Source organism: Trichocoleus sp. DQ-A3, assembly GCF_039961975.1.
Lineage (GTDB): Bacteria > Cyanobacteriota > Cyanobacteriia > Cyanobacteriales > FACHB-T130 > FACHB-T130.
Genome location: NZ_JAMPKC010000002.1, coordinates 278,112 through 290,381, shown reverse-complemented (window position 1 = coordinate 290,381; position 12,270 = coordinate 278,112). Strand labels below are relative to the sequence as shown.

The following is a 12,270-nucleotide window of genomic DNA, read 5'->3' as shown; positions in this document are numbered from 1 at the left end:
AGAATCTTGCATTACTACAGGTGCCAGTCATGCCGTTCAAAGTTGAAGTAGTTCCACACAATCTACAGTGGCGAGATGCGTTCGAGGCTGAGTCGCAGCAAGTTGCCGAGGCAATGGGTGAAAATATGGTTGCAATACATCATATTGGTAGCACGGCAATTCCCAATATTTACGCAAAGCCCATTATTGATCTGTTGGTTGAAGTGAAAGACATTTCTCGTGTAGATGAGCAGAGCGCAGCAATGGAGTCACTGGGTTATGAAGTGATGGGTGAATATGGAATTCCCGGTCGTCGATTCTTCCGCAAGAATAACCAAGCAGGTATCAGAACACATCACGTTCATACATTCGAGATTGGTTCAGCACAGGTAAAGCGTCACTTAGCATTTCGAGATTACATGATTGCTCATCCTGACGATGCACAGCAATACAGTAACCTTAAGCGGAAATTAGCCGAAATGTATCCCGATGATATAGAGGGATATATGGACGGGAAAGACGACTTTATCAAAACCATTGACCGAAAAGCAGCAGGGTGGCGTGTGTCTTCAGTAAATGAGTAACAGTGTCCCTATCCAGACTTATATTTTGTTCGCGAGGAGAAACCTCTATGAAATCCCATATTGCGATCGCTGAACTTAGCTATTAGGTATCCAGTAAACCATCTGAGGGTTACGAACATGGCAGAGAAGAAATCTTTGATTTTGCGGCGTCAACAAATTGAAGACAATATGCAAACATTCTCACACCCCTGGAATCCGAAATCCGAAATCTCAGGGACACAAATGGGGCGATCGCTCGGACTAAAGCGCACCGGAGTCAACTTTGTAAAAGTCCCTCCAGGAAAGGAATCCTTTGTATATCATTCCCACTACCGCGAGGAAGAATGGATTTACATCCTATCGGGCTGCGGAATTGCGGAAATTGACGGCGAAGAATTTGAAGTTGGTGCAGGAGACTTCATGGCATTCCCGACTCCTTCGGTAGCTCATCATCTGAGGAATGCAGGTGAGGAAGACTTAGTTTATCTAGCGGGAGGAGAAAACCTCGATATAGAAATTGCCGATTTCCCGCGCCTTGGAAAACGCATGTTTCGCCGTGAGGATGCTATTGAAATCTTTGACTTAGAAGATGCTAAACCGTTTGGATAATTAGACACCGAATAACGATGAGTTGCGTACTCGAAACAAGTAGATTACAGCTTCGACCCTGCCAGATCGAGGATATTCAACTCATTCACACGCTTTGGACGAGCGATCGCGTCCGGTCTTTCTTATTCGACAACCGGGTAATCTCGTCTGACGAGGCAGAATCTTTCGTTGAGGACAGCATCGCGAACTTTGAACAGCATGGGTACGGACTCTGGCTAATCTTTATGCGCGACCTTGAATATCTTGTTGGCTTTGCTGGCTTCTTGCCTTCAGAGGAAGGGACTCCCAGTTTAATCTACGGAGTTCATCCCGATCGCTGGGGATATGGTTACGCAACAGAAGCAGCTAGCGCTGTATTGGGTTATGCTCTGGACACGCTTTCCCTTCCCAAGGTGAGGGCGGATGTGGACGAACCAAACATTGCGTCTGTGCGGGTGCTTGAGAAGCTAGGGATGAGGCAAACGGGACGGGAAGTCGTCAACGAGCATCCTCTTCTTTACTTTGAAAAATCGCGATCGCTTTAAGCAGTGCAGAAATTCATCGCGATCGCAAACTACGATTTGCAATGTCTGCTTGTCACCCAATCGGGTGAGGTGTTCTTTCCGCAAGTTTTTGTAGTATGCCTGTAGTAAAGCGCAACTTAAATTTCCGGAATTACGGCAACGTAGGCATCTCAGCTAATTTTATGATTACTTTAACAATGCGTCCTTATGCAGGGGAAGCGGATTTAGAAGCGATCGCTCACTTGATCAATTCCTGCGAAGCGGTCGATAAACTCGATGAAGGCATATCTGTATCTGAACTGCGACAGGAATTTAAAGCACCTTCATTAGACAAAGCACGCGATCTTTGCCTCTGGGAAAACTCTGACGGTAAGCTGATTGGCTTCGGACGAATGTGGATTCCCCCTGATGGCGAAATCATCGAAGGCTACATTGGTTTCCACGTCCACCCAAGCGATCGCGGCGTTTATCTGGAAAAACAGATCGTCGCCTGGGGTGAGGAACGGATGCGCGAAGTTAGCAAAGAACGCTGCATGAGTGTTAAGCTGCGCTCTGGCGCTCGCGAAGACCAAGCCGAACGCATTGCTTTCTTAGAAAGTTGCGGTTTCACTGCCGATCGGTGCTTTTTCACCATGAGGCGATCGCTGGATGAACCAATACCAGAACCGCAGTTTCCAGCAGGTTTCACCATTCGCCAAGTAGAAGTTGAACAAGACGCAGAAGCGTGGGTGGAGATGTTTAACCAGTCGTTTATCGACCATTGGAATCATCACCCTTTAACTGTGGAGATGCTTAAGTATTATCTAAGCGACCGGGATTACAAGCCGGAATTAAACTTGATTGCGATCGCTCCTGATGGGACTTTTGCTGCTTTTTGCCACAGCAGGATCTATACAGAGGAAAATGCACGCAGCGATCGCAAGGAAGGCTGGATTGCTGTACTAGGCACGCGGCGCGGCTTCCGTAAGATTGGGCTGGGACGAGCTATGTTACTAAGCGGGATGCAGCGTTTGAAGGCTGCTGGCGTAGAGACAGCCAAGCTTGGCGTCGATGCTCAAAATCCTTCAGGTGCGCTGCAACTCTACGAATCTGTCGGTTATGCCACACTTCACACCCGCATTTTCTACGTCAAGGATGTGTAGTTAGACTCTTGCTAAAAAATCTTGCTGCCGAACTCTTGACAACTTTTGTAGTGTTTATGTAGTATAAAGTAGTGAAGCAAGAGAACGACAAGTTCATACATCATCTTGCTTCCAACTTTAAGGAGGTGTTCAAAATGGTTCACATTCGTTTTGAAGGTCGTTCTTACGACATTGAAGAAAAGCAACTAGGTGTAACGGATGGCATGAACGACAAATCCGTTAAGGAACGCCTTGCACAGCATTTTGATGTTAGAAGCGATCGCTTCCAATCCTACGTTGTCGATCGCCGTCCCAGTGGGCATTTAATTGTACGTCCAGAAGCAGTTTACGGCTAAATAATTTTGAATGTTGAATTATAAAATTAAATTCAACACCTAAAATTCAAAATTATTCAAGCCCCGCGCCCCGACAGAAAAAGCATACACACTATTGATAACGATCCTAAGGTAGTGAAGTTCGGGCGACCGAACTAGCGAAGCATTCCAAATCTCTCGTCAGATACGGTTTGCGCGTCCACTGCTAAGCATTGCTTAGTAAGAACGGTCGTAAATTGTAATAAAGCTTTTTCAACTTGCACGGGGTCACTTTCAAAGCTTTTTCCCGCGCCCTAATTTGTGAAGCATACACACATTCCCGCTTCGGACGGGGAGGTAGTGGGTTCGACTCCCACCGACTGCTTCTTAATGCAGTCGTAGCTCAACGGATAGAGCGCCAAGTGATAACAGCTTTGCTGACTTGCGCGGGATAAAAATCAATTTTCTTGTTGATTTAATCTGAAAACAATGGCACGCGCCCCGATGTAAGAAGCATACAAACTGGTAACGTTCGGGAAACCGAATTGTAGGTTCGATTCCTACCCTCTCCGCTGCATGGAGAGGTGTCAAAAAAGCTTTTTAAACTTGCGCGTAGCTACTACTCTTTATCCCAACTGGAAATAAAAAATAAAGCTTCCACTTCGTACCCAAACTTAAAAAGCTTACATACTAGCTCTGTGGTAGAGCAATCGACTGATTAATCGATAGGTCGGGTTCAACTCCCGTTAACTATAGCTTTCTTAACTTGTACGAAGTGACAATTTTTTCCAGAACAGATTGCAAACTAAATAGTGCGTTTTATGGATACTCAGCTTTAAATTTTGTGTTCCGCGCCCTAACCTGAAAAGCATACACACATGCGCCTGATAAGCGGGAGATGTAGGTTCAATTCCTACCGCTGCCATTAGTTGGCAGTGTAGAGTAACGGTAACTCTCCAGTGAATAGCTTTTTTAACTTGCGCGGAACACCCAATACTTTCGAGACTGCAATAATCGCTTCGCGCCCTAATAGATAAAGCTTACATACTAGCTCAGTTGGTTAGAGCACTTGACTCATAATCAAGCCGTGACGGGTTCAATTCCCGTGTATATTCAAACAGCTTTTTCGACTTGCGCGGAGCAATCTAAATACGAATAAATTTATCGTTATTTTTGATATTTACTGGAGGGTTTTCCAATGTTATGCAGTTCTTCCCTAATTACAACAAACCTAGCCATAACTGAATGGCAATTCATCAAAATTAATAGATATTTAGGGACGATACTAAGTAATGAGCGAACACCGCTTGGGAGAAATTGTCATTGAACGTCCTCGTGGAGGCATGAGGATAAGTGTAAAAAAGCTTAAAGGCTATAAAAAAGCTCTGCAAAAGATTACTAATGAGGCAAGTAAAGATGGGTTACTGAGTCCTTATTTAATCAAGACAAGAAAACGCACAAAGTACTTTTCAGACCATCTAGGTCCATTACGTCGCTGGTTGCGTTCTAAAGTGGGCGAATCTTGGGATAATGTTTACAGCGAATTATGCCAGCAGCTTGAAACGAGAACGTTATCAGGACAACATATTCTCTCCCATGTATGGGGTTTTGTGGAAAAGGATGTTGAACTAATTGATGGAGTTCCTTATTCTACTAAATCGTGCAAGTATTTACCCAGAAACCCGCTGAATTATTGGAGAGAGCAACTTTATATACATCCCGATACTAAAGTTCTCTGCCTAGCTAAGAAAGCACCCAATAAACCTCCCGAAAAGCCAGACAATCTAGTAGTTGTTAATGACTGCCTAGAATATCATAAAATTAACAATTTGTGGTATGCAATAAAGCTTCAAAATACACCACCAGCAAAGCCAGTAACAGATATTGTCTTAAAAGAAATTGCTGACGGTTGGAGTGTACGGGAGAAGCAAGGTAGAAGAATCTACAGAAAAAGTTACGCTGTCGATAAACGTCAGTGTAACAAGAAGGAAATAAAGTTCATTATGCAGCAGCTTGCAAATAGTTAAACTTTTCATTCCGCGCCCTGATAGAAAAAGCTTACATACTAGCCGAATTGGTACAGGCGCTTGATTTAAGCTCAAGATTATGCAGGTTCAACCCCTGCGTATGAAACAACAGCTTTCTCGACTTGCGTGGAATGATAATATTTCATTTTTTATGATGAGGAGGAGTATAAAGATGTCTGTAAAAACAATTGAGATTCTAGAGCAATTAAAATCTTTAACACTAACCGAAGCGGCAGAATTAGTTAAGCAAGTTGAAGATACTTTTCGAGTTGATGCTTCGCCTCGCCAGCGGACAAGTATTATTGAAATAATCGAGGAAAAAGGTGAAGAGCTTTCTGTAAAAACTGAGTTTGATGTAGTTCTGGAGGAAGTTCCTGCTGATAAGAAGATTGCAATCCTCAAAGTTGTACGGACTTTGACTAATTTGGATCTGAAGTCAGCAAAAGATTTTGTTGAGTCAGCGCCGAAAGTGGTGAAAGAAGCGATCGCTCTCGCAGATGCCAACGACATCAAGCAACAGCTAGAAGTAGCAGGTGCGAAAGTATCTCTCAAGTAATGGCCGTTGTGAAATACCAGACAGTCGATGAAATAGAAAATCTAATCGCAGCATTCAAGAATTGCACATTGCCACGAGACGAGTGGAATCATCATGCACACTTAACGGTTGCAGTATGGTATCTCACTCGTTACTCAGAGGCAGAAGCGACGAATTGCATACGCGATCGCATCCAGCGTTACAACTTGGCTAATGGGATTAAAACTACTAAAAACAGTGGCTATCACGAAACGATGACACTGTTTTGGATTCGGATTGTTAGTCACTATCTATCGGTTGCAGATCGAACTCGCTCTATCGTATATCTTGCCAACGAACTTATCGATAGTTACGCAGATAAAAATCTTCCTCTGACATACTACAACCGCGATCGCTTAATGTCTTGGCAAGCTCGGATAAGTTGGACTGAACCGGATTTGAAACCTTTAGATTAGCAGGGATGACAGTCTCTTGCTTGGCAAATTATAATGGCAGTTGTCGCCGCGCCCCAACAGAAAAAGCTTACATACCCTTTTAAGGTAAAAAAACAGCTTTCTCGACTTGCGCGGCAGCAATTAACTTGCGTGCGACACCTGCCTCCTCAACGCTTCAAATGAAATGGAGGTAGTTGCAATGAATACACTAGAACGCGACTTGCGTTTGGAAATGCTCAACAGTCTGCTGACTACGCCACACCGGGAATTGGGTAAGGTAGCAGAAGTGCATAAGATGATGGTCGAACTTGACCCCATCTTTTACGGACACCTGGCTGTATGGTATCAGCGTCAGGGTGATGTGCGCGACCACAAGGAAGTTTTTGTCGGCAATTTGCTGACCAGCAGCTTGAACGAACATCGGGGTGCAGGTTTCATGATGCTACAAGAGTTTCCGCCTTACCAGGTGGCGCGAATTGTAGACTTTATGAAGCAGCATCAGCAAAAGTTACCGCGTTCGGCGCGGACTGCGGTGCGGCGTTATTTGCAGGAACGGGAAAAGAATGCAGCGTTTTTCGATCGCGCAGCGGTGCGGGGACGCAAGGCGATGAAGCATCTTTATGCAAGTTTGCACATACGCCCTAGCGATCGCGCTAACGCCGTACTATTCAAAGATGCACCGCCTGAAGATAGCCTTGCGTTTGCACTCAAGCAGCTTGCAAAAGCAGAAACACCAGAAGCACAAGCACAACTAATTGCAGAACGCAAAATTCCCTACACTGTCGCCATTGGTGCGGTGAAGGAAGTAACGCCAGAAGTGCTGATGGCGCTGGTTAACGCCATGTCACCGCAGGAGGTCATTAACAACCTCAAGTCACTCCAAGCGCGAGGTGCGATGGAAAACGCTGAGGTGAAAGTGTTGATTGATGCAAAACTGGCAGAAGCAGTAACAAGTGATCGCGTCTCTGCATTCAAGGCGATGAAAGCCGCAGGTGTTGCCAATGTCGATGATGCAACTGTGGGGCAGCTAGAGCAAGTTGTCAACGAACAGGTTAAAAAGCGGGGTAAGATTACCAAGTCTACCGCCTTGTTTGTAGACAAAAGCAGCAGCATGACTGAAGCGCTGGAAGTCGGAAAGCAAATTGCAGCTTTGATTTCTGGCATCAGCGAAGGTAACTTATTTGTTTATGCCTTCGACACCAAAGCTGTTGAAGTAAAAGCACAAGGTAAAGCACTGTCAGATTGGGAGAAAGCTTTCCAGAAGCTGTTTCCGGATGGTTGCACTAGCATCGGCGCATCGCTAGAAAAGATGCGGCAAAACAAACAGTCGGCAGAACAAATCATCATCGTTACCGATGAAGGCGAAAACAACGCTCCTTACTTCAACACAGTTTATCCCCGATACTGCGAAGAATTGAAGGTAGTGCCTAATGTAATTATCGTCAGAGTCGGCAATCACGGCAACTACTTAGAAAAGCAATTGCAACAGTCTCAAGTATCGCTGGAGACATTCACCTTCGCAGGTGATTACTATTCACTGCCAAACTTGGTGCCATTATTGTCTCGTCCATCTCGACTTGAATTGTTGATGGAAATTCTAGAGACACCGTTACCAGTGCGAGTTGATAACTAGATAGGCTAACTTGTAGCTCAATCGAAACATAGAAAGCCTAACCTCTAGCCTCTTTCCATTGGAAAAAAGGGGAAGAAAAAAGCCCCTCTCCTGCAATGCGAGGGGTTGGGGAGAGGTCAACAAAATTATTAGTCAACGAGGAATAAAACATGGTGGCAATAACTGCAAAAACTGTCCACGAACTGCGCGTGAAAACAGGCGCAGGCATGATGGATTGTAAAAGGGCGCTGGATAAAACCAATGGCGATATGACCAAAGCGATCGCATGGTTGCGCCAAAAAAGTATGAGTAGAACATGCGGCGGAAGCCGTCGTATTTCGGCAGAAGGAATTATTGACAGCTACATTCATACTGGCAGTAAAGTTGGCGTGCTAGTAGAAGTGAACTGCGAAACTGATTTTGTAAGTCGCAGTGAAGTATTTCAAACCCTGGTGCGGAACATCGCCATGCAAATTGCCGCTTGTCCGAATGTAGAATACGTGAAAGTAGCAGATATTCCGGCTGAAATTGTCGAGAAAGAAACAGAAATCGAAATGGGGCGGGATGACTTAGCTAACAAACCAGCAAATATCAAAGAAAAAATTGTTCAGGGACGAATTGAAAAGCGCCTGAAAGAAATGTCTTTGATGGATCAGCCTTACATTCGCGACCAAAGTATCGTGGTGGAAGAACTGGTGAAGCAAAGCGTAGCTCAACTGCGTGAAAATATCCAAGTGCGTCGTTTTGTCCGCTTTAAATTAGGCGAAGGCATTGAAAAGCCTGAAAGCAACTTTGCCGAAGAAGTCGCTGCACAAATGGGCGGCAGGGAATAAAGGCTTGGCGAATAGAATTCGCGGCTACACAAACAAAGTCCGCCTGCGCGGACTATCGGAAAATTGAGAATATTGAAACCCGCGAAGGCGGGTTTAGCCTGTGTAGCTGCGGTTTCAACCGCCCACTCTATTTGCTTATAAATTTGATGGGGAATTTTCGTAAGATAAGCCAGCGTAAGACAGTCTGCTATTCGTAGTTTTTTTCTTGCTTGCCGAATCAGAATATAATTAGAATGCAATGTTCATAAATTGGGTTTCATATTATGGAAATAAACTTGAACGATTCAAAAGCTTTTAATATTGAAAGCGTTCGATTATTAATTAAATCAGGGGATCAATCTCGGCATTCACAAATTAGAGTAACAAAAGACGGGATTGCGTATTTATCCTATATTACAGGAAATAAAGAGATAGAAGGAATACTATTTAGATTTGAAACTCTTTCAGCGGGAACAGGTTATGTTGGCTTAGAGGCTGCAAAAGACGAAGATTGGGTTAACCAGATTTATAAAGCACTGAAAGACAACTGGGAAAATCAAACGCATGGGTATATTGATTATTTTTGAGTCTGCCAACCTTAGTGAATAGAATTCGCGGTTAATTCTGTGTAGCTGTGGTTTCAACCACCCAGCCTTGGCGAATAGAATTCGCGGCTACACAAACCAAGTCCGCCGGCGCGGACTATCGGAAAATTGAGATATTGAAACCCGCGAAGGCGGGTTTAGTCTGTGTAGCTGCGGTTTCAACCGCCCACTCAATTATCGGAAAATTGAGATATTAAAACCCGCCCACTCAACTAGCCTTGGCGAATAGAATTCGCGGCTACACAAACCAAGTCCGCCGGCGCGGACTATCGGAAAATTGAAACCCGCGGAGGCGGGTTTAGTTTCAACTGCCCAATCAACCGCGGTTTCAACCGCCCAAACCAAAATAAATTATTTTAGATTCAATTCCCAAGTAGAAATAGTTGATTTATGTCGGTGGTGAATCGCCTGGTTGCGGATATAATCAGCCACTTTGTCGATAGCATCATGGCTGACAGTAAAAGCGCCGTAGCTGCCTTGCCATTTAAAAAATTCACTAGGCTTAATTTCGTGAGTAACTAGATGAGAAGAACTACCTTTAACTTGTTTAACTAAATCAGATACAGCCAGAGTAGATGGGAAACTTGTCAAAAGATGGACATGATTTTCAATACCGCCAACAGCGATTGCTGTGCATCCAAGTTGTTCGCACTGTCTAATGATAGCTGCATAAATTACCTTCTGGATATCAGGTGTAATTAGAGGCAATCTATCCCAAGTAGCCCAAACACAATGGAGATATAACTGCGTGAAATTTGACCTCATCTCTTCTCAACCTAAATGGGCAAATTTTTCAATCACGATTATCGCATTTAGTCCGCGAAGGCGGACTTCGTATGTGTAGCCGCGAATTATATTCGCCAGGTATTCTTCGTATGTGTAGCCGCGAATTCCATTCGCAAGGTAATTTTTTAACTAGGAAAAGCGAGACTAATTATGACAAAAGCTCTCAATCATGTTGATGTTTGCTTTGTAATTGATACAACTGGCAGTATGGGTGGTTTCATCCAAGAAGCAAAACAACAATTGTTGGATACAATTCGCTTGCTGTCCGCTGACAGTGATATCGATTTGCAAGTCGGTTTAGTAGAATACCGCGATCACCCTCCACAAGACACGACTTTTGTAACTCGCATCTATCCGCTGACTGCAAAGTTGCAGGAGATGCAGAAGAACATCAACAAACTAGAAGCGAATGGGGGTGGAGATCATCCGGAAGCTGTTTATGATGGTGTTCAGGATGCGGCTAACCAGATGAAGTGGAGACGCAACAGTTGTCGCTTTATTCTGTTGGTGGGTGATGCACCGCCGCACGGTTTCCACGCAGATCGTGACGCTGAGGGCTTCACGCATACCGATCCGGCGCGATATCCTAATGGTTTAACGGTGCAGTCGGTAACGGCGGCGGCGGAAAATCAGCGAGTAACGGTTCATGCGCTGTGCATGGGAAGCGATCGCGCTACGTTGCAGTCGTTTACCGCGATCGCAACTGGCACGAGTGGACAATGTGCCTCTGTCCGCGATGCTAAAGATGTTATCAGTCAGATGGTAGCTATGCTAACTAGCGAATTCCGTAACTTGGAATTTGACGGTAAAGTATTAGATACGGTACAGCGTCTTGGTTCTCTAGATATCAGCGCTACTGCTGAAACTCTCGCTTGTCCAAGACTGCAAGTTGCATCTGCGATCGCACGACTTGGAAAGCGTGGTTTTTTGGATGCATTAATTGTCTAGGTAATGCTTGCGTGCCCTAACTTTTAGAGCATACATACTGTTTACGAGAGGATAAGTATCCGTGGCTTCGACTCGATCGAAGCAGCGAACGTGGGAGGAAGGGGCGAAGAACCTGGGAGGTAAGCGATTAAGTAGCTATCCTTTAAATAGTGTGTAATAACTAACCAGCGGAGTTCCTTTTCGATTGCGATCGCTTTGCTCTATTAACTTGCACGCAAGCAATCCTTAATATATATAATTAATGGCGAAACAACGACTTGACACCTTATTAGTAGAACTTGATTTATGCGCCTCCCGGCAGTTAGCACAACGGCTAATTCGGGCTGGGGAAGTAATGGTCAATCAGCAAGTCATTGATAAGCCGGGAACGGAGGTAGAAACCGAGGCGCAAATTAAAATTAAAGAGCGATCGCGTTTTGTTTCCAGAGGCGGTGAAAAACTCTCCAAAGCACTTGAAGAATTTGGCATTTCCGTACAAGATCGAATTTGCTTAGATGGCGGAATTTCTACTGGCGGATTCACCGATTGTTTGCTGCAAGCTGGGGCAAAAAAAGTTTATGGCGTTGATGTCGGTTACGGACAAGCCGACTGGAAATTACGCAATGATGCGCGGGTAGTGTTGAAAGAACGGACTAATCTGCGCTATCTCACATCAGAGGAATTGTACGGTGATGAACAGCCAGCAGATTTAACAGTTGTAGATGTTTCGTTTATTTCCCTAACCAAAATTCTCGATGCTTTGTGGAAATTGACACAGCCTCCTAGAGAAGCGGTATTGCTAGTAAAGCCGCAGTTTGAAGTCGGGCGATCGCGTGTTGGTAAAAAAGGTGTGGTGCGAGATCCTGACGATCAGGGAGATGCTATTTTCCAAGTGTTACAAGCCGCGCAACCGTTGGGATGGCAATATCGCGGCTTAAGTTGGTCGCCAGTGACTGGGCCTGCTGGTAATATCGAGTATCTGTTGTGGTTAGATATGGATAGCGCCACACCACCGCCAAGTTTGCAAGCCATTAAACAGATTACCGAAGCCGCTGCATCTCACTTTCGGGATAATCTTAAATCGTAAATTTTTCTGTCAGTTTTGATACCGTCTAGCTCTATTCAGGTCAAATTGAGACAGAAGCAAGCCTTAAAAGTAGAGGGTCAAAGCATGAGTACCCAAGACCAAGCACGGGAATTGATGGCACAGCACCGTCACCACGACGAACACTTACACGAGTCGATGCGAAGCCGTGCAGAGGCTGAGGTACATCAAACCCACCCTGCTGACGCCCATACCCAAGAACAGGCGCGGGAATTGATGTCGCAGCACCGTCACCACGACGAACACTTACAAGAGTCCATGCGAAGCCGTGCAGAATCAGAATTAGGCGCTACCGATCGTGCTGCTGATTCTTCCCAAGTACAATCTTGATCTGAATT

15 protein-coding genes and 2 tRNA genes are annotated in these 12,270 nt (G+C 44.9%); 16 read left to right on the top strand and 1 reads right to left on the bottom strand.

Annotation, left to right across the window (positions count from 1 at the left end):
* Window positions 1–29: 29 nt before the first annotated feature.
* From NDI44_RS04565 to NDI44_RS04505, 13 genes are all read left to right on the top strand, one after another.
* Window positions 30–563, top strand: a complete 534-nt coding sequence (locus NDI44_RS04565) for a GrpB family protein (RefSeq protein WP_190412542.1) — start codon at window positions 30–32, stop codon at window positions 561–563.
* Window positions 564–680: 117 nt separating this feature from the next.
* Window positions 681–1,151, top strand: a complete 471-nt coding sequence (locus tag NDI44_RS04560) for a cupin domain-containing protein (RefSeq protein ID WP_190412541.1) — start codon at window positions 681–683, stop codon at window positions 1,149–1,151.
* 17 nt (window positions 1,152–1,168) lie between these two features.
* Entirely contained in the window at window positions 1,169–1,675 is a 507-nt protein-coding gene (locus tag NDI44_RS04555; protein ID WP_190412540.1) for a GNAT family N-acetyltransferase, read from the top strand.
* Window positions 1,676–1,836: 161 nt separating this feature from the next.
* Window positions 1,837–2,796 (top strand): GNAT family N-acetyltransferase, encoded by a 960-nt coding sequence (locus NDI44_RS04550; protein WP_190412870.1) that lies wholly within the window; start codon window positions 1,837–1,839, stop codon window positions 2,794–2,796.
* Window positions 2,797–2,930: 134 nt separating this feature from the next.
* Window positions 2,931–3,131 carry a hypothetical protein gene (locus NDI44_RS04545; RefSeq protein WP_190412539.1) on the top strand — a complete coding sequence of 67 codons (201 nt, stop codon included), beginning with the start codon at window positions 2,931–2,933 and terminating at the stop codon, window positions 3,129–3,131.
* Between the two features lie 1,004 nt (window positions 3,132–4,135).
* Window positions 4,136–4,202, top strand: a tRNA-Met gene (locus NDI44_RS04540).
* 179 nt (window positions 4,203–4,381) lie between these two features.
* Window positions 4,382–5,116 (top strand): hypothetical protein, encoded by a 735-nt coding sequence (locus tag NDI44_RS04535; RefSeq protein ID WP_190412538.1) that lies wholly within the window; start codon window positions 4,382–4,384, stop codon window positions 5,114–5,116.
* Between the two features lie 31 nt (window positions 5,117–5,147).
* Window positions 5,148–5,222, top strand: a tRNA-Leu gene (locus tag NDI44_RS04530).
* 66 nt (window positions 5,223–5,288) lie between these two features.
* On the top strand, window positions 5,289–5,672 hold the full coding sequence (gene rplL, locus NDI44_RS04525; RefSeq protein ID WP_190412537.1) for a 50S ribosomal protein L7/L12: 384 nt from the start codon (window positions 5,289–5,291) through the stop codon (window positions 5,670–5,672).
* Entirely contained in the window at window positions 5,672–6,106 is a 435-nt protein-coding gene (locus tag NDI44_RS04520; RefSeq protein ID WP_190412536.1) for a hypothetical protein, read from the top strand. The genes rplL and NDI44_RS04520 overlap by 1 nt, the downstream gene beginning before the upstream one ends.
* Window positions 6,107–6,284: 178 nt before the next feature.
* Window positions 6,285–7,718, top strand: a complete 1,434-nt coding sequence (locus NDI44_RS04515; RefSeq protein WP_190412535.1) for a hypothetical protein — start codon at window positions 6,285–6,287, stop codon at window positions 7,716–7,718.
* A 149-nt stretch (window positions 7,719–7,867) separates the two neighbouring features.
* On the top strand, window positions 7,868–8,530 hold the full coding sequence (gene tsf / locus NDI44_RS04510) for a translation elongation factor Ts (RefSeq protein WP_190412534.1): 663 nt from the start codon (window positions 7,868–7,870) through the stop codon (window positions 8,528–8,530).
* A gap of 263 nt (window positions 8,531–8,793) precedes the next feature.
* Window positions 8,794–9,096, top strand: a complete 303-nt coding sequence (locus NDI44_RS04505; protein ID WP_190412533.1) for a hypothetical protein — start codon at window positions 8,794–8,796, stop codon at window positions 9,094–9,096.
* A gap of 369 nt (window positions 9,097–9,465) precedes the next feature.
* On the opposite strand, the gene tnpA is transcribed toward NDI44_RS04505, so the two are convergent.
* Window positions 9,466–9,879, bottom strand: a complete 414-nt coding sequence (gene tnpA, locus NDI44_RS04500; RefSeq protein WP_190412532.1) for an IS200/IS605 family transposase — start codon at window positions 9,877–9,879, stop codon at window positions 9,466–9,468.
* 171 nt (window positions 9,880–10,050) lie between these two features.
* On the opposite strand from tnpA, the gene NDI44_RS04495 reads away from it, so the two are divergent.
* From NDI44_RS04495 to NDI44_RS04485, 3 genes are all read left to right on the top strand, one after another.
* The gene (locus NDI44_RS04495) at window positions 10,051–10,848 is read left to right on the top strand and encodes a vWA domain-containing protein (RefSeq protein WP_190412531.1); all 798 of its coding nucleotides are present in this window, start codon (window positions 10,051–10,053) and stop codon (window positions 10,846–10,848) included.
* A 241-nt stretch (window positions 10,849–11,089) separates the two neighbouring features.
* Window positions 11,090–11,914: a TlyA family RNA methyltransferase gene (locus NDI44_RS04490; protein WP_190412530.1), complete on the top strand. Its 825-nt coding sequence runs from the start codon at window positions 11,090–11,092 to the stop codon at window positions 11,912–11,914.
* An 84-nt stretch (window positions 11,915–11,998) separates the two neighbouring features.
* A complete protein-coding gene (locus NDI44_RS04485; protein WP_190412529.1) occupies window positions 11,999–12,262 on the top strand; it encodes a hypothetical protein in 264 nt (87 codons plus the stop codon).
* Window positions 12,263–12,270 lie beyond the last annotated feature (8 nt).

Coding starts and splice junctions, on each gene's coding strand:
- NDI44_RS04555 (WP_190412540.1), top strand. CDS start 1,169: ATGAGTTGCGTACTCGAAACAAGTAGATTACAGCTTCGACCCTGCCAG.
- tnpA (WP_190412532.1), bottom strand. CDS start 9,879: ATGAGGTCAAATTTCACGCAGTTATATCTCCATTGTGTTTGGGCTACT.
- NDI44_RS04565 (WP_190412542.1), top strand. CDS start 30: ATGCCGTTCAAAGTTGAAGTAGTTCCACACAATCTACAGTGGCGAGAT.
- NDI44_RS04535 (WP_190412538.1), top strand. CDS start 4,382: ATGAGCGAACACCGCTTGGGAGAAATTGTCATTGAACGTCCTCGTGGA.
- NDI44_RS04550 (WP_190412870.1), top strand. CDS start 1,837: ATGATTACTTTAACAATGCGTCCTTATGCAGGGGAAGCGGATTTAGAA.
- NDI44_RS04515 (WP_190412535.1), top strand. CDS start 6,285: ATGAATACACTAGAACGCGACTTGCGTTTGGAAATGCTCAACAGTCTG.
- NDI44_RS04495 (WP_190412531.1), top strand. CDS start 10,051: ATGACAAAAGCTCTCAATCATGTTGATGTTTGCTTTGTAATTGATACA.
- NDI44_RS04490 (WP_190412530.1), top strand. CDS start 11,090: ATGGCGAAACAACGACTTGACACCTTATTAGTAGAACTTGATTTATGC.
- NDI44_RS04485 (WP_190412529.1), top strand. CDS start 11,999: ATGAGTACCCAAGACCAAGCACGGGAATTGATGGCACAGCACCGTCAC.
- NDI44_RS04560 (WP_190412541.1), top strand. CDS start 681: ATGGCAGAGAAGAAATCTTTGATTTTGCGGCGTCAACAAATTGAAGAC.
- NDI44_RS04520 (WP_190412536.1), top strand. CDS start 5,672: ATGGCCGTTGTGAAATACCAGACAGTCGATGAAATAGAAAATCTAATC.
- tsf (WP_190412534.1), top strand. CDS start 7,868: ATGGTGGCAATAACTGCAAAAACTGTCCACGAACTGCGCGTGAAAACA.
- NDI44_RS04505 (WP_190412533.1), top strand. CDS start 8,794: ATGGAAATAAACTTGAACGATTCAAAAGCTTTTAATATTGAAAGCGTT.
- NDI44_RS04545 (WP_190412539.1), top strand. CDS start 2,931: ATGGTTCACATTCGTTTTGAAGGTCGTTCTTACGACATTGAAGAAAAG.
- rplL (WP_190412537.1), top strand. CDS start 5,289: ATGTCTGTAAAAACAATTGAGATTCTAGAGCAATTAAAATCTTTAACA.